Annotated in this window: 20 protein-coding genes and 1 pseudogene; 2 read left to right on the forward strand and 19 right to left on the reverse strand. The window is 55.3% G+C overall.

Annotated elements, in window-relative coordinates:
• Positions 1-17: 17 nt before the first annotated feature.
• The 14 genes and pseudogenes from DL239_RS21900 to DL239_RS10675 form a co-directional block, all read right to left on the reverse strand.
• Positions 18-128 (reverse strand): annotated as a pseudogene (locus DL239_RS21900) (hypothetical protein); the annotation flags it as partial.
• Positions 129-144: 16 nt separating this feature from the next.
• Positions 145-1,452, reverse strand: coding sequence for a DUF8689 domain-containing protein (locus tag DL239_RS10615; RefSeq protein WP_167684066.1), 1,308 nt, complete (start codon positions 1,450-1,452; stop codon positions 145-147).
• Positions 1,453-1,617: 165 nt separating this feature from the next.
• On the reverse strand, positions 1,618-2,130 hold the full coding sequence (locus tag DL239_RS10620) for a prepilin peptidase (protein WP_167684068.1): 513 nt from the start codon (positions 2,128-2,130) through the stop codon (positions 1,618-1,620).
• 3 nt (positions 2,131-2,133) lie between these two features.
• Positions 2,134-2,982 carry a tetratricopeptide repeat protein gene (locus DL239_RS10625; protein WP_167684070.1) on the reverse strand — a complete coding sequence of 283 codons (849 nt, stop codon included), beginning with the start codon at positions 2,980-2,982 and terminating at the stop codon, positions 2,134-2,136.
• 28 nt (positions 2,983-3,010) lie between these two features.
• A complete protein-coding gene (locus tag DL239_RS10630; protein WP_167684073.1) occupies positions 3,011-3,598 on the reverse strand; it encodes a tetratricopeptide repeat protein in 588 nt (195 codons plus the stop codon).
• A gap of 2 nt (positions 3,599-3,600) precedes the next feature.
• A complete protein-coding gene (locus DL239_RS10635) occupies positions 3,601-4,581 on the reverse strand; it encodes a type II secretion system F family protein (protein ID WP_167684075.1) in 981 nt (326 codons plus the stop codon).
• 12 nt (positions 4,582-4,593) lie between these two features.
• Positions 4,594-5,562, reverse strand: a complete 969-nt coding sequence (locus tag DL239_RS10640; protein ID WP_167684077.1) for a type II secretion system F family protein — start codon at positions 5,560-5,562, stop codon at positions 4,594-4,596.
• Positions 5,562-7,022: a TadA family conjugal transfer-associated ATPase gene (locus tag DL239_RS10645; RefSeq protein WP_167684078.1), complete on the reverse strand. Its 1,461-nt coding sequence runs from the start codon at positions 7,020-7,022 to the stop codon at positions 5,562-5,564. Before DL239_RS10645 ends, DL239_RS10640 begins: the two co-directional genes overlap by 1 nt.
• Positions 7,023-7,047: 25 nt before the next feature.
• The gene (locus tag DL239_RS10650) at positions 7,048-8,286 is read right to left on the reverse strand and encodes a CpaE/TadZ family protein (protein ID WP_167684079.1); all 1,239 of its coding nucleotides are present in this window, start codon (positions 8,284-8,286) and stop codon (positions 7,048-7,050) included.
• 169 nt (positions 8,287-8,455) lie between these two features.
• Positions 8,456-9,079 carry an OmpA family protein gene (locus tag DL239_RS10655; protein WP_167684080.1) on the reverse strand — a complete coding sequence of 208 codons (624 nt, stop codon included), beginning with the start codon at positions 9,077-9,079 and terminating at the stop codon, positions 8,456-8,458.
• Between the two features lie 16 nt (positions 9,080-9,095).
• Complete coding sequence (locus DL239_RS10660) at positions 9,096-10,484, reverse strand: type II and III secretion system protein family protein (RefSeq protein WP_167684081.1); 1,389 nt, start codon at positions 10,482-10,484, stop codon at positions 9,096-9,098.
• 254 nt (positions 10,485-10,738) lie between these two features.
• Positions 10,739-11,599 carry a Flp pilus assembly protein CpaB gene (gene cpaB / locus DL239_RS10665; RefSeq protein ID WP_167684082.1) on the reverse strand — a complete coding sequence of 287 codons (861 nt, stop codon included), beginning with the start codon at positions 11,597-11,599 and terminating at the stop codon, positions 10,739-10,741.
• 127 nt (positions 11,600-11,726) lie between these two features.
• Positions 11,727-11,903, reverse strand: a complete 177-nt coding sequence (locus DL239_RS10670; RefSeq protein ID WP_167684083.1) for a Flp family type IVb pilin — start codon at positions 11,901-11,903, stop codon at positions 11,727-11,729.
• Between the two features lie 92 nt (positions 11,904-11,995).
• The gene (locus DL239_RS10675; RefSeq protein WP_167684084.1) at positions 11,996-12,187 is read right to left on the reverse strand and encodes a hypothetical protein; all 192 of its coding nucleotides are present in this window, start codon (positions 12,185-12,187) and stop codon (positions 11,996-11,998) included.
• Positions 12,188-12,536: 349 nt separating this feature from the next.
• Between DL239_RS10675 and DL239_RS10680 the strand changes: the two genes are divergently transcribed.
• On the forward strand, positions 12,537-13,346 hold the full coding sequence (locus DL239_RS10680; RefSeq protein ID WP_167684085.1) for a lytic transglycosylase domain-containing protein: 810 nt from the start codon (positions 12,537-12,539) through the stop codon (positions 13,344-13,346).
• A 57-nt stretch (positions 13,347-13,403) separates the two neighbouring features.
• Here DL239_RS10680 and DL239_RS21445 read toward each other — a convergent pair whose 3' ends face one another.
• The 4 genes from DL239_RS21445 to topA all read right to left on the reverse strand — a co-directional run bounded on the left by DL239_RS21445 (position 13,404) and on the right by topA (position 18,284).
• Positions 13,404-13,649, reverse strand: coding sequence for a hypothetical protein (locus DL239_RS21445; protein WP_206188424.1), 246 nt, complete (start codon positions 13,647-13,649; stop codon positions 13,404-13,406).
• 375 nt (positions 13,650-14,024) lie between these two features.
• Positions 14,025-14,651 (reverse strand): 3-oxoacid CoA-transferase subunit B, encoded by a 627-nt coding sequence (locus DL239_RS10685; protein WP_167684086.1) that lies wholly within the window; start codon positions 14,649-14,651, stop codon positions 14,025-14,027.
• 11 nt (positions 14,652-14,662) lie between these two features.
• On the reverse strand, positions 14,663-15,379 hold the full coding sequence (locus DL239_RS10690; protein WP_167684087.1) for a CoA transferase subunit A: 717 nt from the start codon (positions 15,377-15,379) through the stop codon (positions 14,663-14,665).
• A 172-nt stretch (positions 15,380-15,551) separates the two neighbouring features.
• A complete protein-coding gene (gene topA, locus DL239_RS10695) occupies positions 15,552-18,284 on the reverse strand; it encodes a type I DNA topoisomerase (protein ID WP_167684088.1) in 2,733 nt (910 codons plus the stop codon).
• A gap of 136 nt (positions 18,285-18,420) precedes the next feature.
• Here topA and DL239_RS10700 point away from each other — a divergent pair, with 136 nt between their 5' ends.
• Positions 18,421-18,915, forward strand: coding sequence for a hypothetical protein (locus DL239_RS10700; protein WP_167684089.1), 495 nt, complete (start codon positions 18,421-18,423; stop codon positions 18,913-18,915).
• On the opposite strand, the gene dprA is transcribed toward DL239_RS10700, so the two are convergent.
• Positions 18,909-20,057 carry a DNA-processing protein DprA gene (gene dprA / locus DL239_RS10705; RefSeq protein ID WP_167684090.1) on the reverse strand — a complete coding sequence of 383 codons (1,149 nt, stop codon included), beginning with the start codon at positions 20,055-20,057 and terminating at the stop codon, positions 18,909-18,911. The two genes, DL239_RS10700 and dprA, sit on opposite strands and share 7 nt — an antisense overlap.
• Positions 20,058-20,248: the final 191 nt, after the last annotated feature.

The raw sequence follows: 20,248 nt of genomic DNA on the forward strand, positions 1-20,248 counted from the left end.
CTGTTTAGTCCAATCTGCTAACCGTGCCAATTAGCAAATCCTATGCTCTCCATTTCCCGCAACTGCGCTGCCGACGGCAGCGCCACGCCCAACAGGAGGAGACTTGTTCGCAGAACAAATTGACGACGGGCGGGAGAACTCCGCCTATTTCACGATCACTTCGTCCTTGACGAACATGTTGGCCCAGGCGCGGTCGATCAGGTCGGGGGACATCTGGTAAGGGATGCCTTCGAATTCGCAGATGGCGATCATCTGGTCGATCAGGAATACCGGCTGATAGTTGGCGTAGATGTTGTCGATGGTCGGGTATTTGTGCTTCAGCAGGTGCACCAGAGTGGCCTCGTCCAGTGCCATGCCTTTTTTGCGCGCTACCAGCGCGAAGATCTTCAGGAAGTTTTCCTGGCTTGGGCCGTCGATCTTGATCTTAAAGAAGATCCGGCGCAGGGCGGCGGTATCGAAGATCTCGTTCGGGTGGAAGTTGGTAGAGAAGATCACGAGGGTGTCAAAAGGCACCTCGAATTTTTCACCTGATTGCAGGGCGAGGATATCTTTGCTTTCCTCTAGCGGTACAATCCAGCGGTTGATCAGGGACTGCGGTGATTCAGCCTGACGACCAAGGTCATCGACGATGAAAATGCCGCCGGTGGATTTCAGCTGTAGCGGTGCCTGATAGGTGCGCGCGGTGGGGTTATAGACCAAGTCCAGCATGTCCAGCGACAGCTCACCGCCGGTGACAACGGTTGGGCGTTGGCAGCAGACATAGCGGCTGTCAAAGCGACGGGCGCGGCGCAGAGAGTTGGGATCGTCGCCTGTTTGTTCGATCGCAGTGTGCACAATCGGGTCATAGACGGTGATCACCTGACCGGCATATTCGATCGCGAAGGGCACATAGACCTGATCGCCAAGGGCATCGCGAATACCGTTTGAGATTGAGGACTTACCATTGCCCGGAGGGCCGTACATCAGGATAGAGCGACCGGCGCTGACCGCTGGCCCAAGGTGGTCGAGCAGACTGGGCGGCAACACCAGATGGCCCATTGCATTGGTCAACTGGTCACGGGTGACCTGAATATTCCGGATCGACTGGCGTTTCACCTGTTCACGGTAAACATCCAGCGGGACAGGCATGGCGCCGAAGTATTCGGATTGTGCTAGCGCATCCAGTGCGCGGGCCTTGCCGGCGTCGGTCAGCTGATACCCCATCTCATTGCCGCTGTTGGCGTTCAGGGTGCCGGTGGCTTCTAGCAGTTTTTGTTCGCGGGCGATGTCGACCAGTTCCTGCGTGACAGACATCGGCAGGCAGATAGCCTCTGCGATGTCGCTGACCATGTCGACGTTCTTGCGAAAGATAGTCTTGAGCAGGATATCCCGCATCATCACCGGTGGTAGCAGCATCTGTTCCAGCCCCTTGGGGGCAGGGGGGGCCATCACGTTCGAGGTTTGCATATTCATGGGTAAAGGGCCTGTTGCTGGACGCTGCATCGGTGCACACCCATCCAAGATAGACGGGCGCGGTTTCAGAACAGTTTATTCAGCAGTGTGGCAATAGCGGGGCAAAGCTGTAGCAATTCGGCGGTTGTTGCGCCTGTACAGGTCGGATGCCCCGAAAAAGGTTGGTTAGCTACTGGGTCCAAGGGTGGCGCCAAGGATCAGGTAGATTGCCAGTGTTCCGCCTAAGCACAGGCCCATAGGGAATTTTTTTCCTACATTCCAACTTTGCCATTCCGGAGCCAGCTTGCGAAGAGGGGTGTGTTTGGCAATACGGTGGGTGGCAAAACCAGCCAAAAGGTTCGCGGCAAAAATCAGCATAATTAGCCGTAAATCGCCAAAGGCAACCAGCGGCGCAGCGGCCCCGGCAAACTTGGCATCGCCGGCGCCGACCAATCCGCCGCTATAGAACAGGAAGCCCAGGCCGATGCCGATAGGCAGGTGTAGCAATTGCCAGCCGTAGTCTGTCCAAGACATCAGGAACGGGCCGACAACAATGAATATCACCGCTGTCAGATCCACGGCCCAGTTGGGAATTCGCATTCCGCGCAGGTCGGTCAGCATGATCGCATAGCAAATAGGCAGCACAAATGGCAGAAACCAAAATGCTACATGAGCCGGAATGACCGGAAGTGCCAACATGAGTTAGGCGCCTTCTAATGCGCGCAGGCTGCGTACCGCTTCTTCGAAGTGTTGCGGATGAGTGCTGATGGCTTCGCGTAGCAGACCTTCGCCTGTGGCAACGTCGCCTTGCTTGATCGCTGCCAAAGCCATGGTGTGTAGCAGTTGAGAGCGTTCGACCTGACCCATCGGGATCACTGGCAGGCTGTAGTTGCGCTGAGCGCCACGGGCCAGAACCAAGTTGTTCTTGGCTGTGAACAGTGCCTGATCCTGACGGATGGCTTCGCCAAAGAGGCGTTCGGCCTCGGCGTAGTCACCGCGGGTCAGTTTTGAGTAGCCCCAGTTGTTCATCACGCCAGCAGGGCGGGTGGTCAGCGATACAGCGATTTCGTAAAAGCTGTCCGCCCGTTTCCAATCCTTGTTGGCATCCGCGACCATGGCTTCTAGCCGGTAGCGTTTGAATGTCTCGTGGGTTGGGGGAACCTTGTCCAAGGCTGTCCGGGCTGCTTCCCAATCGCCATTGCGGATCAGGGCATCGGCCAGGTCGACCATGTCGTCATTGGTCGCGCCCTCCATTGAGGTCACTTTCTTCCAAGTCGTGGCGGCCTCGACATTGCGTTTGGCGCGAACCAGAGATTTCGCCATTCCCCGTTGCAGGTCAATGCGATCAGCGTTGCCCTGTAATGTGCGAGCGAAATAGTCCACTGCCTCGTTCGGGTCGGCGGCGGTTAGCATCACATCGTTGAGGTCTGTTTCATCCACCACATTGACGTCCTGAAAGGCGCGTTCAACGGTGGAGGCGTCTTTATCTTCACAGGCTGACAGGAACATTCCCCCGGCCAGACATGCGGATACAAGAAATATTTGGCGCATTTTTGCGTCCTTTACTGCTCTGCCCTAATCATGGTGTCTGGCGGATCAGGATGTTCCCACGGCCACGCTGCACCAATTCGTATTCTTGGTTTTGTCCAGTAGTAATAGCAGAATTCTCCAAATTTGCGAGTGCCAAGCGCAAATTCTCACGGATTGGGGCACTTTCGCCATTATCCAGGGCATATGCACGCCGTAAAACCTGCTCTGCCTCGGCATATTTGCCCTGTTCCATCAGTAAAACGCCAAGATTGTTCATACCTTCGGGCCAGTCCGGCTCTTTTTCTATGGCGCGACGTAACAGGGGTTCGGCCTGACCCAGACGCCCGAGACTAAGATTTGCTGTGCCTAGGCTGGATAGAACCTCGCCGGTCATGCCGTGTTCCAATGCCGCGCGGGTAAAAGCCTCAAGCGCCAGCTCATATTCCTGGGCTTCCATCAACCGGTGTCCAACCTCTAGCCCGTCTTCGGCTTCGGCGCGGTGATCTATACCGGGAGCCCAGGGATTGGTGGGATCAAGTGGTTCCTCAGACGCGCAAGACGCCACCACTGCGCAAACAGTGATGGCGATCAAGGTCTTGTGAAACAGTGCGGGCATGGCCCCACCCGTTGGTTTCATATTTAATTGCCTGAGTTGCCCAAAGTTGAGATGTTCTTCATCGACGGGCCGACCAGAATGATCAGCAGCGGCGGAAGCGTCAGGCCCATTGTGGCAAGGGTCATTTTGGTTGGCAACTTGTTTGCGGCCTCTTCGGCGCGCATTACGCGTTTATCTCGCATTTCGGCCGCATAAACCCGCAGCGCATCGGCGATAGAGGTACCAAAAGTGGCCGATTGGATCATCACAGTCACAAACGAGGACAGATCCTGGACGTCACAACGTGTGGCCATGTCTTTTAGTACTTTTTCCTTATCCTTACCGGCCTTCATTTCATAGGCAACGATATCGAATTCATCGGCCAGTTCAGGATAAGAGGCGTGCAGTTCTTTGGCGACGCGGACGATGGCCTGATCGAGCGACTGTCCGGCCTCGACGCAGACCAGCATAAGGTCAAGCGCGTCAGGGAAACCGGCGGTGATGGCATCTTTGCGCTCGGCAATGCGGCGGGTGATCCAGTACTTGGGAACCATATAGCCAGCCGCGCCGGGACCGATGATGCGGATCATCTGCTGTTGGCCGTCATAGTCCGCATCTGCCTTTAGGATGTAGACAAAGACTAGCCCCAAGATGAGACCAACGATGCCGAGGGCAAACTGGGAAAAGTGGAAGAACCGAACCGAGTCCTTGGACTGATAGCCAGCTTGGCGCAGTTTCAGTTCCATCGCCGAGAGTTCATCGGCGTTCTGTGGCTCTAGGAAACTGGCGAACTTCTTGAGCTGTTCGTTCCGGCTGCCCTGACGTAAACGTTCTTTTTGCGGTTTTTCCTTGGTTTCAGGATTGTCGTTTTTCTTTAGCTTAGCCAACGGATCTTCGCGTTGGTTCAACAAAAGAGGGATCGTCAGCAGGATCATAAATATACCCAGCAGACCAATCACCAGCAGAGGACCAAAGTCGCCTAGGTGTTCAGTAATAAAGGCATTGATGTTCGTCAGGAATTCCATGTCGAGTTGCCTTTATACTTTGATATTAGTCAGCGCGCGCATGACGAATAGGTTTGCGGTCAACAATACTCCGACAATGAAACAGCACGGAATAAAGTATGGGTGGTCCAGAACCTCGTCATAGAAGTGCGGATCTTTTGCCAGCGTTCCCATCAAGGCCAGCAGCGGGAAGGCAGATAGAAACTTGCCGGACCATTGTGCCTCGGCGGTGATTGCCTTGACCCGACGAAACAGGCGGAAGCGAGCCCGGATCACCTTGGCCAAGCCGGCCAGAACTTCGGCAAGGTTACCACCTGACTGCGCCTGAATGGTAACTGCAACAGCCAGGAACCGCATATCCTGCATGTCCAGCCGTTCGGCCATTTCCTTAAGCGATTCACCGATGTCACGGCCATATGCGCTTTCGTCTGCGATCATGCCGAATTCAGTGCCCAAGGGATCACTTACTTCTTTGGCAACCATCTGAACTGCTGCCATAAACGGGTGGCCGACCCGCAGACTGCGCACGATCAATTCAACAGCATCGGGTAGCTGTTCCTCGATCAATGTCATGCGTTTCTTGGCCTTGTTGTTGACCCACAGGAATACCGCAGAGACGCCAATAATGACGGATGCCAAGATGCGCAGTGGCAGTTGGGTATCCGTACCTATGGTCAGGCCGACAAAGGCAAGGGCCGCAAGGCCACCCATGATCATGACCAATTGCCGAGGTGAAAAGGCGATAGCTGCTTTTTGTGCTTTGTCGGCGAGCAATGAATACAGTGGAATGGACTGCGTCTTCATATGCTGCTGCATTTCCTTGCGCAGCTGTTCCAGCACCTGCTCTCGGTTTCCGCCTTTGTCCAGCATTTCCAGGCGACGGTTGACGCGGCTGTTCAGGCTGATGGACTTGCCAAAGGCCACCAGATACAGGCCTTCGACCAGCACCAAGACGCCAACAAAAATCAGGCCATAGATAATTGGTTCTGCGCTAAGTTCCATTAGTGCGACTCCATCGTAGTGGGTTCATAAACCGAGGCGGGCAGGTCGTAGCCCCACATGCGGAAGCGTTCCGAATAGTGGCTGCGGACGCCTGTGGCGGTAAAATGGCCGATGATCTTGTTTTCAGGTGTTAGGCCAACGCGTTGGTAGCGGAAAATTTCCTGCATCGAGATTACATCGCCTTCCATACCGGTGATTTCGGTGATCGAGGTCATGCGGCGAGAACCATCCTGAAGGCGCGAGGCCTGAACGATTAGGTTCACCGCAGAAGAAATCTGGCTGCGCACCGCCTTGAGCGGCATTTCGATACCAGCCATGGCGATCATGTTTTCTAGACGGCTGACCCCATCACGGGCCGAGTTGGCGTGGATCGTGGTCATGGAACCGTCGTGGCCAGTGTTCATGGCCTGCAACATGTCGATAACTTCTTCGCCGCGCGTTTCGCCGACGATGATACGGTCGGGGCGCATACGCAGGGCGTTTTTCAGACAGTCGCGGGGGGAGACTTCACCTTTGCCTTCGACGTTTGGCGGACGGCTTTCCATCCGGCCAACATGGGTCTGTTGCAGCTGAAGTTCGGCGGTATCCTCGATGGTCAGGATTCGTTCGGCGTTGTCGATGAAACTGGACAGTGCGTTCAGCGTCGTCGTTTTACCGGAACCGGTACCGCCGGATACGATTACATTCAGTCGGGTCGCAACAGCCGCTTGCAGATATGCAGCCATTTCTTCGTTGAAAGCCCCGAAATTTACCAGGTCATCGATGCCCAGTTTGTCTTTTTTAAACTTTCGGATCGAAACAAGTGAACCGTCTACCGCAATTGGGGGAACCATGGCGTTGAAACGAGAGCCATCAGCCAGTCGCGCATCGACATAGGGGTTGGATTCATCAACACGGCGACCAACAGCCGAGACGATTTTATCGATGATCCTGAGGAGGTGTTTTTCATCCTTAAACGTCACATCGCTGAGCTGCAGCTTACCTGCGCGTTCAACAAAGACCTGCTGTGGACCGTTGACCAGAATGTCGTTGACGGTTTCATCCTGAAGCAGGGTTTCCAGTGGGCCCAGACCGGTGACTTCGTCGTACAGTTCTTTGGTTAGCGTCTGGCGGTCTTCGCGGTTAAGAACGATGCCTTTTTCTTCCAAAATCTCACTAGAGATCGTGTTGATTTCTGAGCGAAGTTCTTTTTCGTTGGCGTTTTCCAATGCCGCGAGGTTCAGCTGTTCCAGCAATTCACGGTGCAGCTGGATCTTGATCTCGCCAAGCCGTTCCTTGCGCTTGCGTTCTTTGTCCTGGGGGGCTGCCTTGGCAGGCGCATTAGGCATGGGGCGACGCAGGGATGCATTTTGATTATCGGCTGGCGTAGGGGCAGCTACCTGAGCTGGCTTTGCCTCTTTTACTTTGGCAACCTGGGCAACCGGTTTTGCACCCGCCGTCTTTTTATATTTGGAAAACATCTAATACCCCCAAGGTACGATTTAATCAGGCTGCGGCAACGTCTTGCTGGCCCAGTTCGTGAAGTGACAGTGCCAGCTTGGCAATTTCTTTGCGGAGCGGGTTTTTGGCGGAAGAGATTGCCAGCGGAAGGCCGTGATCACAGCATTGGGTCACAGGTTTGCCACCGTCAGGCAGTTGCAGGTCAATTGAGATGCCGAGTGATTCAGCCATCCGCTTAACGCGGCTTTTTCCGCTTAGATCGGTGAATTTCGGTGCCCGGTTCAGAGTGAAACGCAGTTTCTCGAATGGCAGGTCTTCGGATTGCAACGCGCGCTTCATACGCAGGGCGTTTTGGGCCGAGCGCATGTCGAGCTCGATCAGTGCAAAGTAGACATGGGCCATGTTGAGTACGGTTTCTGACCACTGTACCAGAGTTCGTGGCAGGTCGATGACCACAAAGTCAAAGTGACTGCGCGCCATAGCGATAATTTTCTCGATATCTTCGGCTGAGAAGAATTCTAGCGGGACCATTTCGGACGGGGCCGTCAGAACCTGCAGCTTGTCCTGAAAGGACAAAAGCGCCTGACCGAACATCTCTGCATCCAATTCGTCAATTTGGCCCAGCATCTCCATGACGATTTCGCGGCGCGGCAGATCCAGATAGGTGGCGACCGCCCCATGCTGCACATCGAAGTCTAGCAGGCAGACGGTAGGTTTTTCATGTTCGCTCAGTTCGGCAAGTTCCCATGCCAGATTGACGGCAAGCGTTGTCGAGCCTGATCCGCCGGCAAGACCCTGGCACACGATCACGGCACCTTCGCGGGCACTGTCGGTTTGCAGCTGATGCGGATTTGTTCTTGCAGGTGCTGGCTCGGGATCGGGCGTGGTGACACGTTCGATTGCGGCTTTTAATTCCTGTTCCGGAAGCGGGTAGGGGACAAACTCGTCAGCACCTTGGCGTAGAAGTTGGTGTAGTGACGCTGGTGTCACGTCCTCGGCAATCAGAATCACTTTGATATCGCGGGACTTGGCCTGGGTAATGATTTCACCCATCAGGACCAGATTGTCCTCATCGGCGCCATCAATGGCCAGAGCGACGAACTCCAGTGCTTCTGCTTCGGGTTGGTTGAAAAACGCTAACGCCTCGGCAAAACCAAGGTCACCCCAGCTTTCGCCCATTGTGGCTTCCATGTCTTCGATCAATAGATCGAAGTTCTGCACGTCGCGACTGACGGTACAGGCGACAATTGCATTTGTTTCTGGTTGCGGCGTTACACTGCTCATTGCCATTATCCTCATTGCGGGTAACGGCAGGTTTCACCTGTCCGCTCCTACGTGCGACTCACTTGGCACACGTCACCTCTTGAGGATAAAGATCGTTCGTAAATTTGGCGATAATTGGGCCAAAAAGCCCCATTAGTTGGGAAAAACTAAACAGTAGATCTTATGCCAGCTATTCTGCCGTAGCCAGAGACTGTGCTTCTGTCAGTGTCGAGCCCGGAACCGCACTGGCGACATAGCCACGATAGACAACCTGCGCGTATTTTCCGTCTAGGAGGGACGGGTGGTTTTTTAGAAAGCCCGAGACTTCAGTTACTGTACGACGGTTTTGACGTTCACGTCCTTGTGTAACGATCAGAGGCTGGGTTTCCCCAAATGATACGACGGCTTCCAAACGTGAACGGCTGATGCCACGTGTGGACAGATAACGCACTGCAGACCGCGCCCGGCGCAGGCCTAGCGACTTGTTATAGCTGGCAGATCCTACAGAATCCGTGTGCCCGTAGACACGAAAGCGAACCTCGGGAAACTGCTTGATCCAGTTCGCCTGTTGATCCAAAATTGCACGCGCTTCGGCGTCCAGGCTGGCGCTGTCGAAGGCGAAGTTGATTGTGGGTGTGACGTCCTTTGCAAAACGGTTCGCCAGCTGAACAGTGTAGGAACGGTCACCGCTCATCACGCCTGTGTTGTTTTGCGTGGCCTCGCCAAAGTTTCCGCGGTTCAGCTCATGGCCCGCCTCGTATTCGCAAGCCGCTGCCGTTAGGCACAGTCCAATAATCGCTACATTCTTAATCATCTGTGCCATCCTTCACTTAGTCCAACACATAGCCATATGAGCCGCTGAAATCTTGTCTTGCAATTTCACCTGCAGGACCTCTTTGGTCTGTTGTCACGCGTCCAAACAGGAAGAGGTCATTTTCGCTAGGCGGTCGGACACGATCCGTTGGCAGGCTCAGCGCCTCGCCGCGGGTTGGCGTAACAAGATGCGCGCTGATAATGATCACCAGTTCTGTCTGGCTACGCTGATAGTCAGCACTGCGAAAGAGGGCGCCCAAGACTGGGATATCGCCAATCCATGGAACTTGACCGGCGTTGTCCAGGAAGTCGTCCTGGATCAGGCCTGCGATGGCAAAGCTTTCACCGTCGCGCATTTCAACTGTGGTCGATGCCTCGCGGCGGGTGAATGCAGCAACCGAAAGGCCGTTCACATCAATGGAATTGGTGGTGTCGATTGCCGAGACTGCGGTCTTTAGCTCGAGATTGATCAGGTCACCGTCGACAACGCGAGGAATAAAGATCATCTCGATGCCGAAGGGTTTGAATTCAATCGAGTTTACGCCGTCTTCTTGGGCCACAGGAACAGGATATTCACCTCCGGCCAGAAACTTGGCTTCTTGGCCTGAAAGGGCAGCAAGGTTGGGTTCAGCCAGAGTACGGACCATACCTTTTTGTTCCAAAGCCTCGATTAGCAGGCCAACCTGGGTCGATCCGATATCAAAGCCGAACAGAACCGCACCCAGAGTTCCGGCTTGCGCCGTAATAGGGCTGCCGAGACCGTTACCGTCTTGCAGCCAAGTGCCTGTTTCGGCGCTGAAACTATTGCCGCCCAAGGCGACGGACGAGCTTAGCTTTTTGGACACAGAACGCTGCATTTCAGCAAAGCGTACTTTTAGCATGACTTGCTGTACGCCACCAACGGTCATCAGATTTGAAACGCGCTCTGGTGCGTAACGTTCAGCAAGGTCCATTGCCCGTTGCAGGCGTTGGGCGCTGGAAACGGTGCCAGACAGAACGATGCCATCGTTGGCAGTGCGGACTTCGATCTTTTCATTAGGGAGGATCTGACGCAGTCGCTCTTTGAACTCGCTGACATCAGCGGCAACGCGCACATCGACGTTGGTGATCAGGCGGCCGGTTCCGTCCAACAGTGTCAGAGTGGTCAAGCCTGGCGATTTGCCTAGCACATAGATTGTGCGGTCTGACAGAGATGAGATATCCGCAATGCCGGGGTTGGCGATGCTGAGTTCCGAGAAGGGAACGTCGCTCTCCACCACCACCGCTCGGTTCATTGGAACGCTAAGCTGTGATGCGGTGCCCTTTTTGACAATGCGCAGACCTTCGGCCCACGCGGTATTGGCTACCGGTGTACTGATCAAAGCAACCCCGGTTAGGGCTGCTGCTATAATAGTTCTAAATGTCATGTGACCTGCCTCTCGGATCACGCCTCGTTGTCGGGTCTTGTGCCCGTCTTTCACGTACTGTGGATCAGTTCGTATTTTATTGCAAGAATCATTGGATATTATGCGGAACCCTTGTGTGGCATGAGCAACAGGGACTGTGGGGTATGATTAACAGGGACACAAGAAAGCCGCCCAGAAAAGGCGGCTTTCGATAGGTCGGTTTTTAGGTATTTTTCTGCCCAAGAGTCACCTGATGATCCGGTTCTTTGGTCAGTTTAGTTGGTGCAGGGGATCGGAATTTCCACCACATCGGCGCCTCGGCGAGTACGGATGGTGCAGACCCTTTCAACTTCTCGTTCGGGTGCCGCGACGCGTTCACCTAAACCTAGCAGAGCACGTTGATCTACCTCAACAAATGAGGCGACTGTGTCGTCTCCAGCACCGACCAGTGACAGCGATAGACGCCCGGTGGATTGGGCTTGTGCCAATGCGGCGACTTGTGTGGGCGAGACCGAGACGGTCACTGTGCGTGCGATGGTGGCACCATTGATTTCGCCGCCAGCGATCTGATCGATGGCAATCAATTCGATATTGGTTTGGATCAGACGGGTTATTTCACCGCGCCGACGTTCATCGGCATCGCCAAGATTACCCGACCAATACACGTCAACTTGATCACCAGGGCGCAAGAAACCGGAAACACCGGACGAAACATCTACTTTAATCGCAAAAGCACGCATGCCGCGTTTCAGGCGTGAGGTAATGCCTGCATCCTCGCCCGGTTTGGTCACTTTCACTGCGAGTAGGGCCTCGTTTGCCTCAACAGGTCTTAGCACGATCCGAGGGTCACCTTTAAATTCCGGCGGAAACACCGCCTCCAACGAGGAGTAGGTTCCCTCGGGGACGCTAGCCTGCGGCCATTGCACCACTCGTACTGCGTCTTGGGTTAGCCGTTCGCCGTATTTCAAGGCGCGGCTGGCAACAATAACATCAACGGTTTCGATGTTCACAACCTTGTGCGCATTTGCCTGGGCCAAGGCATATTGGTACTTAGAGATATAGTTCTTGGCCATCATCACCGCACCGCCAGCCAGGGCGAGACCGACAACCAAAACCAGTCCGAAAACTAAGCGCATTGTGTTACCTTTCTTTGGTTTCGCCATTACGCGATGGCGATCTCGATTACTGTATCACTCAATTATGAGCAACGGGTGTGCATGCTAGGCAGCCATCTGCGACAAGCTGAGCCAATTAGAAACGTTTTTAGCTAAAGGACCAGTTTGACATGTAGGTGGCCAATCCGTCTGCAAGACCAAGCGCGCCGTCTTCCATTGCCGAAGCTATCAGAATGACCAAGCCAACTATTGCGGCGGTTAGAACCACCCAATCAACTGTAACAGCACCATCTTCGTTTTTATGAAATGCTTTAAATTTATCCATTGTGAACCTCGTTTGTGAGGGTTCCTGGGGAAAGGGCCGCGCCTTTGGATCAAAGACGCGGCCCCAAAACTTACACCACTAAGACTAGCTTATTAGGTAGTCGGAGTAGTTGGCGCCTGGTTAGACAGGAATGTGCCTGTCGAAGTTGTCAGGTCGGAAGCGCCATCTTCGATGGATGTGTAAACAACGCCGGCCAGAGCGGCTACAGCAGCTGTCAGAACAACCCAGTCAACAGTCACGGCGCCAGCTTCGTCTTTGCGGAAGTTTTTGAAGAATTTGATCATTGTGTGTCCCTCCAAAGGATCTGATATGTGTTTCGACCTTGTCGTCCTGTGTGAGCCTGCTCTCTCCTGCAAAGCTCTGTCCGACTTGGTATGAACACTTATACCCCTCGGAGCGTGGCAGCATTTGGGCCAAAATCCGGAAAATGGCGCCTTAGTTTAACTTTCTGGCAGGGTTTATCTTAAGTCTTTGAAAATAAAGATATTCATCATTCATTAATTCTAAATTATTGAGACCAACCGAAGGCGTCTGGTGGTAATTGTGGCGAAACCGTCAGATTTCCGTCCCAAGTGCTGGTTTTTTGGCCGTAAACCCTGATAATTAGTTAAAAATTTTAATCAAGGAGGGCTCATGTTGCGCTGGTTTTCGGCTCTGGCAGTTTTTGTTGCTTCACTTCCTTTAGGGGGCGCGGCTGAGACTCCGACGCCCTTTCCCAATTTTGAGGCAAAACGGGTTCGGCCACCGCAGCCTGGGACGCGAGAGAGAATAACAATACAGATAGAAGAACCGCAGGCGCAGACCGTCATAGGGGACGGGGAGACAGACGCTGGGGAGAACGGCGCGGCTGGGCAGATGGTCGGGCGGTACAGTTGGTTCTGGGAGAATGTCTCGCCTGAGCTGTCGGCGTCTGGGCCGGGGCGGTTGGATGAAGCTTTGATGGTTTTGGCCGGAGGTGAGACCGTAACGGCACCACGGTTGCAGTTGATGCAGGACATCGCCAGCGCGCAGGGAGTTTCGATTCTGACTTCCAGTATCGGCACCAAAGTGTCACCTGCGTTGGTCTTGGCAGTGATTGCTGTGGAATCGGCAGGGCAGGTGGATGCTGTCAGTTCTGCTGGCGCGCAGGGATTGATGCAGTTGATGCCGGACACAGCTGTGCGGTTTGATGTCGAAGATGTGTTAGCGGCACAGCAGAATATTCAGGGCGGCGTCAAATATCTGGATTGGTTGATGGAGAAGTTCGGCGGTGATCCGGTGTTGGTACTGGCAGGATACAACGCAGGCGAGGGCAGTATTCGGGACCATCAGGGCGTACCACCTTTCCCGGAAACCAGAGATTATGTGCCGCTGGTGTTGGCGGCGTTTCAGGTGGCCAAAGGGCTGTGCCTTACTCCACCGCAGCTGATTTCGGATGGCTGTGTGTTTAGAACGATGCAGTGAATTCTGCCCTATTGGGCGCAGTACAAGAGAATTGAAAGTGGAAAAAAAAGAGGCCGATTAATCGCCTCCGTCTCCGCCGTCATCTGCTTCGCTGTCCCAAAGGCCGCCTGGCACTGAGGGATCTGTGGCGGAACACCGCTCGCCCCCGTACCATTCCACCCAAACATAGAGGCCGTCGTCTCGTTTGTGTAAGGATTTACGCCGGACCTGGTTTCGGTAAACTGAAAAGGCGATGATCGCGATGACAAGGCCGCATTGTAAAGGGTCGAATACCCAACCGGTATCCGAGCTGTAACTCAGCATAAGTTGTATCCATGTTTTGTGGAAAATCAGACAAGAGTACGGGGGTGTGCATTTGCAGGGTTAGAGCTGTCCAACCCCTCTGCATCACATCAACCTGTTAAATCGGATCTGTCTCATGTCTGCCTGAGATATAGCACGCGCGATGTAACAGTTTTGTGACGCAGCAAGTGGCCGATTGGGGGGCAGCGCGTATCAACCGTGGAGTGGTTTTGCGTGCCCCGAATGCGTGCCCCGGTGAAACAGGTATCGTGTTTTTCATTTCTTCACGCTGTACGGACGGGCTACGCCTGACTGCCCCATGGGCGAGCGCCCCCCTTGAAACGCAAAAAGCCCCGCCATTTCCGGCGGGGCCTTGCAATTTGAACTGTGTCAAGCTTAGTCGACAATTGTCGCTTCAGTTGCGGCGCGCAAGTCGGCCTCGGTCACGCCTTCGGCGGTTTCGACAATCTTCAGACCGCCTTCGACGACATCCAGAACACCAAGGTTGGTGATGATGCGATCTACAACGCCTTTACCAGTCAGTGGCAGAGTGCATTCCTTGAGCACCTTAGATACACCGTGTTTGTTGGCGTGGTCCATGACCACAACAACACGGCCTACGCCAGCGACCAGATCCATCGCGCCGCCCATGCCTTTGACCAGCTTGCCGGGAATCATCCAGTTTGCCAGGTCGCCGTTCTCGGCCACTTCCATCGCGCCCAGGATCGCCATGGCGATTTTGCCGCCACGGATCATCGCAAAGCTTTGTGCGCTGTCGAAATAGGCAGTCTGTGGCAGTTCGGTGATGGTTTGCTTGCCTGCGTTGATCAGGTCGGCGTCTTCATCGCCTTCAACAGGGAAGGGGCCCATGCCTAGCATGCCGTTTTCCGACTGCAGGGTGACCTCTACACCTTCAGGGATATAGTTGGACACCAGCGTCGGGATACCGATGCCGAGATTTACATACCAACCATCTTGGAGCTCTTGAGCGGCCCGCGCCGCCATTTGGTTACGATCCCACATGTTCGCTCTCCTTATGCCGCTGGCCGGGTGGTGCGCTGTTCGATGCGCTTTTCGTGGGTGCCCTGAATGATGCGATTCACATAGATGCCGGGCAGGTGGATGGTGTCGGGGTCTAGCGAGCCAGTTGGCACGATCTCTTCCACTTCGACCACGCAGACCTTGCCGCAGGTCGCAGCAGGCGCGTTGAAGTTGCGTGCGGTCTTGCGGAACACCAGATTGCCGGTCTCGTCGGCTTTCCAGGCTTTGATGATGGCGAGATCGGCAAACATGCCTTCTTCCATGATGTAGTCTTCCATGGCGCCATCTGGGCCGGTGGGGAACTGCTTTTCCAGTTTACCTTCGGCGATCACGGTGCCGACGCCGGTTTTGGTGAAGAAGCCGGGGATGCCAGCGCCACCAGCACGCATGCGCTCAGCCAGGGTGCCCTGCGGGTTGAACTCCAGTTCAAGTTCGCCGGAGAGATACTGACGCATGAATTCGGCGTTTTCGCCCACGTAGGACGAGATCATCTTTTTGACCTGCTTGGTCTGCAACAGGATGCCGATGCCAAAGTCATCAACGCCCGCGTTGTTGGAGGCAAAGGTCAGATCCTTGGTGCCTGCGTCCTTGATTGCATCCAGTAGCAATTCCGGAATGCCGCAGAGGCCAAAGCCACCCGCCGCAATGAACATGCCGTCATGAAGCAGCCCGTCGAGCGCTTCAGCGGCGTTTGCGTATACTTTCTTCATGGAAAACTCCCAGCAACATACCTTTGAATGAGGTTCTGACGCTGGGAAGGGGGCAAGTCAATAATACTGAGAGCTTTGAGTATTAGTACGGATGCTGCCCTGAGGAGAAGAGCGAGGGGCCAGCCCCTCGCGCTCCCCGGGATATTTGGGGCCAGATGAATGGGATCTGGAGTTACTCTTCTGACTTGGCCTTTTTAGCTGGAGCCTTTTTCTTGGCCGGAGCCTTCTTGGCGGCGGGTTTCTTTTTGGCAGCCGCCTTTTTCTTGGGGGCGGCTTTCTTTTTGGCGGGCTTTTTGCCTGCCTTTTCCGTGAGCAGTTGAACGGCCATTTCCATGGTCACGTCCTTGGCTTCGACGTCCTTGGGCAGGGTCGCGTTGACCTTTTCCCATTTGACGTAGGGGCCGTAGCGACCATCCATGATATTGACGGCGCCGCCGCCATCGGGATGCTCGCCTAGTTCCATGAGCGCTTTGGCTGCGGCACGGCGGCCACGGCCCGGGTTGGCGCGTTTTTCGGCCAGCATTTCCATCGCGTGGTTCATGCCGATTTCAAACACGTCCAGCGTATTCTTGAGGTTCACGTAGACCGGTTTTTCCTCATCTGCCAGTTGGTGCATGATGTAGGGGCCAAAGCGACCTAGGTTAGAGGCAACCACGCCGCCTTCGGGGTGTTGGCCGATTTCGCGTGGCAGGGTCAGCAGGGTGACAGCCTGTTCCAGTGTTACCTCATTCGGGCCCCAGCCGGGGAGGAATTCTCTGCCCTGTTTGGGCAGCGAGGAGCGTGGCGGTTTCTTGTTTTCAGGGGTAGCTTCGCCGCGCTGAACGTAGGGGCCAAAGCGGCCTGACTTCAGGTGGATCTCGTCGCCCGCGTCTTCGCCCAAAATCTTTTCATAGCCTTCTGCGCCCTCACCGGAGATGGGGCGGGTATAGTTACACTCGGGGTAGTTGCCGCAGCCGACAAAGCCGCCGGTGCGCGAGGATTTCAGGTGCAATTGGCCCAGACCACATTTGGGACAGGCGCGTGGGTCGGTGCCGTCTTCGCGTGGCGGATACAGCTGTGGGGCCAGAGCGTCGTCGAGAACGTCCAGCACCTCAGAGATACGCAGGTCCGAAGTTTCAGAAATGGCAGCCGAGAAATCGCGCCAGAAGCTGGCCAGCAAGTCCTTGTAGTCGCCGTTGCCTGCGCTGACCTCATCCAGCTGGTTTTCCAGATCGGCGGTAAAGTTGTAGCCGACGTAGTTCCGGAAGAAGTTGAGGAGGAAGATGGTAACGATGCGGCCCTTGTCTTCGGGGTGCAGGCGGTTTTGTTCCTTGCGGACGTATTCGCGATCTTGAATCGTGGTGATGACGCTGGCGTAGGTCGAGGGGCGGCCGATGCCCAGCTCTTCCATCTTTTTGACCAGTGTCGCCTCGGTATAACGGGGCGGTGGTGCAGTGTGGTGTTGCAGCGCCAGCACCGATTCATTCTGGGACAGCAGGGCCGAGCCGTTGCTGCGCAGATCACCCCTCTTAGATGGTTGAGACCCGTCTTTGGCGGCCTTGTCGAACTGAGGTGTCAGCGATGCATCGGAAAACTTGGTTGGCTCACCCTGCATGACCTGTGGCAGGCGCTTGTCGTCGTCATCTTGGACTACGTCATCACGGCCTTCCTCGTAGACGCGCATAAAGCCGTCGAACAAGACGACCTGACCGGTGGCGCGCAGCATCACCTGTTTGTCGTCTGAGCCGATATCGACTGTGGTGCGTTCCATCTTGGCGCTGGCCATCTGGCAGGCCAGGGTACGCTTCCAGATCAGATCATAAAGCTTGCGCTGGTCTTCTTCGGTTGCTTTGAGGTTGGCGACATCGCGGCTCATATCCGTTGGGCGGATACATTCGTGGGCTTCCTGCGCGTTCTTGGCCTTGTTCTTGTAGACCCGTGGGCTGCTGGGGACATAGTTGCCGCCGTAGCGTTTGTCGATTTCGGCGCGCGCCTCGGTCACGGCTTCGGGGGCCATGTCGATGCCATCGGTACGCATATAAGTAATGTAGCCGGCCTCATACAGTCGTTGGGCGGTGCTCATGCATTGCTTGGCGCCCATGCCGAATTTACGGCTGGCTTCCTGCTGCAGGGTAGAGGTCATGAAGGGCGCAGAAGGGTTTCGCGCCGCGGGTTTAGCCTCGACCGACTGGACCGAGAGTGCGCGGCTGGCGACGGCCTGTACGGCCATTTCGGCAGCGGTGGAATTGGCGAGGCTGAACTTGTCCAGCTTGTCGCCGCCTAGAACTGTCAGGCGGGCCTCTAGGTCTTGGCCGCGCGGGGTGGTCAGCAGGGCGCGGACGGACCAGTATTCTTGCGGATTAAACGCCTCGATCTCCAGCTCGCGCTCCACAATCAGGCGCAGGCAGACAGATTGCACGCGTCCAGCGGACCGAGCGCCGGGCAGTTTGCGCCACAGAACCGGCGACAGGTTAAAGCCCACCAGATAGTCCAGCGCGCGGCGGGCCAGATAGGCCTCGACCAGCGGCATGTCGACCTGACGTGGGTTGGCCATTGCCTCGAGCACGGCCTCTTTGGTGATGGCGTTAAAGGTGACGCGGCTGACTGGCGTGTCCTTTTTAATGGAGCGACGTTTGGTCAGGGCCTCTTGCAGGTGCCAGCTAATCGCTTCTCCCTCGCGGTCGGGGTCGGTCGCGAGGATCAGTGCGTTGTCTTCTTTCAGAGCGTCGGCGATGGCTTTGACATGTTTGCGGCTGTCGTTTCCGACTTCCCATTTCATGTCGAATTCATTGTCCGTATCGACTGACCCATTCTTAGGCGGAAGGTCGCGCACGTGGCCGTAAGACGCCAAAACTGTGTAGTCCGAGCCAAGATACTTATTGATCGTTTTGGCTTTGGCTGGCGATTCTACAACAACTACGGGCATTTAGGTCTAACCTCATGGGACGGATACGGCACGTTCTATGGCCGGGCAAGATGTGGGGCGCAAGAGGGGATTGTCAATCATTCAGTTTTGGGGCCAAGTTTGCCACAAAAATTTACGATAGAAATTGGGGACTGAGATGAAGCTGGGATTGGTATTGGCAGCTGTATTGGTGGCTGTGCCACTAGCTGCGCAGGAAATGAGCAAATCCAAAAAAGGTGGGGCTAAAGTACTTGAGAAGCATCAGGCTGTGCCTGCGTGGTATGAGCCTGAGCGCGGAACACCAGAGCGAAAAGCATTGATGAACGCGCTACGGCCGCTGGCTGAAGCCGATTTGGGTGATCCGGTAGAATTCGTTGTTCATGATTTAAGAGTGTCGGGTGATCGGGCGTTTGCGTCGGTGCAGCCGCAGCGCCCCGGTGGCAGGGAAATCGATCTTGAAAAGACGCCGGGATACATTCGCGGCGATTTTTCCTACGACATGATGGATGGCACACATATGCAGGCATTGTACGTGCGGTCGGGTGATACTTGGGTGGTGATGGAGCATTCCATTGGTGCCATGGATGTCTGGTATGCCGGGGAGCCGTTCTGTAGCAGTTGGGGCCCGGTGATCGCCGAGTTCTGTTACTGACGGCGCCCGCGTGACAGCATGCCGCCGGGCTGACGGATGATTTCGTCTTCCAGCTCCAATTCGGTCAAAGCAGAAGAGACCTGTTGCGCTGGAGCGGCCAAGTCACGGATCAGTAGATCCTCGGCTGTGGGAGAGGGGCCGAGGCGCGACAGGATTTCCTGGTGAAGCGCGGCCGTCTCACGCAGGCTGCGCCGTTGTGGCTGAGTTGGCAGGTCGTCCAGTTGTAGTTGCTGCTGCACGCGACGTGGGCGTGCGGGGAGGGCGGCGATGACGTCTTCGGCATTGCGGACCAATTGTGCACCGTCGCGGATCAGCATGTTGCAGCCACTGGCGCGGGCGTCAAAGGGGTGACCGGGAACAGCCAGAACCTCTCGCCCTTGATCCAATGCATCGCGGGCGGTTATCAGACTGCCGGATTTTGCGGCTGCCTCGACCACGACAACTGCGCTGGCCAGACCTGAGATGATCCGGTTTCGAGAGGGGAAATGTCGGGCTTGTGGTTTCAGGCCCATGGGTTGTTCAGAAAGCAGAAGGCCCTGCTGCGCAATGTCTTTGCCCAAGTTGGTGTTTTCCGTCGGGTAGATCACATCTACTCCACCTGCCATGACAGCGATGGTACCACTGTTTAAAGACGCTAGATGGGCGGCGGTATCGATGCCACGGGCCAGCCCAGAAACAACTGTATATCCTTGGTCCCCAAGTTCGTGTGCCAAGGCGCGTGCCATTCGAATGCCCAGCGATGACGCGTTGCGGGCGCCAACCAAAGCGACAATGGGTGTTTGCAGTATCTTTGGGTCGCCCAAGGCCCACAGAAGGGGCGGCGCGTCTTTTAAGCTGGAAAGCTGGGACGGGTAATCGACGTCGCCAAGGCACAAAAGTCGCGCTTTGACGACTTTTGCGGCCTTGATTTCGGCGTCTATCACAGGTGCTGGGCATATTTTATACCCGTCTACTCCTGCGTCGCGTGCCATTTTGGGCAACGCATCCAGCGCGTTCTGCGCTGAACCATACTCGGCGATCAGGCGGTGAAAGGTCACCGAACCAACCCTGCGAGAACGCAGCAGACGAAGCCAGGAAAACTGATTATCTTCCGTGGTGGGTGGGAGTGGGGGGTGAGTGGAAGAAGTGTATTCTTCGGTCATCCTCTGCTCCGCCTGCTTGCAAGAATATGTTTAACGCGAAGCCGGTTAACAGATAGTGAACGTGGGGCTATTTTCAGAAGATTTCCCAAAAACTATTCAAAGCCCGAAAATCCAAAGAGAAATTGGCTGTCGCAGGGCAAATGGCGGCGCTGCGACAGTATTTTTTGCGTAGGTTTTCCGCTTTTCGTTGA

The sequence above is a fragment of the Parasedimentitalea denitrificans genome, from assembly GCF_011813015.1.
In the GTDB taxonomy this organism is placed as follows: Bacteria; Pseudomonadota; Alphaproteobacteria; order Rhodobacterales; family Rhodobacteraceae; genus Parasedimentitalea; species Parasedimentitalea denitrificans.

Excerpts from the sequence above, each read along its gene's own strand:
- DL239_RS10615 (WP_167684066.1), bottom strand. The coding sequence starts at position 1,452 with ATGAATATGCAAACCTCGAACGTGATGGCCCCCCCTGCCCCCAAGGGG.
- DL239_RS10620 (WP_167684068.1), bottom strand. The coding sequence starts at position 2,130 with ATGTTGGCACTTCCGGTCATTCCGGCTCATGTAGCATTTTGGTTTCTG.
- DL239_RS10625 (WP_167684070.1), bottom strand. The coding sequence starts at position 2,982 with ATGCGCCAAATATTTCTTGTATCCGCATGTCTGGCCGGGGGAATGTTC.
- DL239_RS10630 (WP_167684073.1), bottom strand. The coding sequence starts at position 3,598 with ATGAAACCAACGGGTGGGGCCATGCCCGCACTGTTTCACAAGACCTTG.
- DL239_RS10635 (WP_167684075.1), bottom strand. The coding sequence starts at position 4,581 with ATGGAATTCCTGACGAACATCAATGCCTTTATTACTGAACACCTAGGC.
- DL239_RS10640 (WP_167684077.1), bottom strand. The coding sequence starts at position 5,562 with ATGGAACTTAGCGCAGAACCAATTATCTATGGCCTGATTTTTGTTGGC.
- DL239_RS10645 (WP_167684078.1), bottom strand. The coding sequence starts at position 7,022 with ATGTTTTCCAAATATAAAAAGACGGCGGGTGCAAAACCGGTTGCCCAG.
- DL239_RS10650 (WP_167684079.1), bottom strand. The coding sequence starts at position 8,286 with ATGAGCAGTGTAACGCCGCAACCAGAAACAAATGCAATTGTCGCCTGT.
- DL239_RS10655 (WP_167684080.1), bottom strand. The coding sequence starts at position 9,079 with ATGATTAAGAATGTAGCGATTATTGGACTGTGCCTAACGGCAGCGGCT.
- DL239_RS10660 (WP_167684081.1), bottom strand. The coding sequence starts at position 10,484 with ATGACATTTAGAACTATTATAGCAGCAGCCCTAACCGGGGTTGCTTTG.
- cpaB (WP_167684082.1), bottom strand. The coding sequence starts at position 11,599 with ATGCGCTTAGTTTTCGGACTGGTTTTGGTTGTCGGTCTCGCCCTGGCT.
- DL239_RS10670 (WP_167684083.1), bottom strand. The coding sequence starts at position 11,903 with ATGGATAAATTTAAAGCATTTCATAAAAACGAAGATGGTGCTGTTACA.
- DL239_RS10675 (WP_167684084.1), bottom strand. The coding sequence starts at position 12,187 with ATGATCAAATTCTTCAAAAACTTCCGCAAAGACGAAGCTGGCGCCGTG.
- DL239_RS10680 (WP_167684085.1), top strand. The coding sequence starts at position 12,537 with ATGTTGCGCTGGTTTTCGGCTCTGGCAGTTTTTGTTGCTTCACTTCCT.
- DL239_RS21445 (WP_206188424.1), bottom strand. The coding sequence starts at position 13,649 with ATGCTGAGTTACAGCTCGGATACCGGTTGGGTATTCGACCCTTTACAA.
- DL239_RS10685 (WP_167684086.1), bottom strand. The coding sequence starts at position 14,651 with ATGTGGGATCGTAACCAAATGGCGGCGCGGGCCGCTCAAGAGCTCCAA.
- DL239_RS10690 (WP_167684087.1), bottom strand. The coding sequence starts at position 15,379 with ATGAAGAAAGTATACGCAAACGCCGCTGAAGCGCTCGACGGGCTGCTT.
- topA (WP_167684088.1), bottom strand. The coding sequence starts at position 18,284 with ATGCCCGTAGTTGTTGTAGAATCGCCAGCCAAAGCCAAAACGATCAAT.
- DL239_RS10700 (WP_167684089.1), top strand. The coding sequence starts at position 18,421 with ATGAAGCTGGGATTGGTATTGGCAGCTGTATTGGTGGCTGTGCCACTA.
- dprA (WP_167684090.1), bottom strand. The coding sequence starts at position 20,057 with ATGACCGAAGAATACACTTCTTCCACTCACCCCCCACTCCCACCCACC.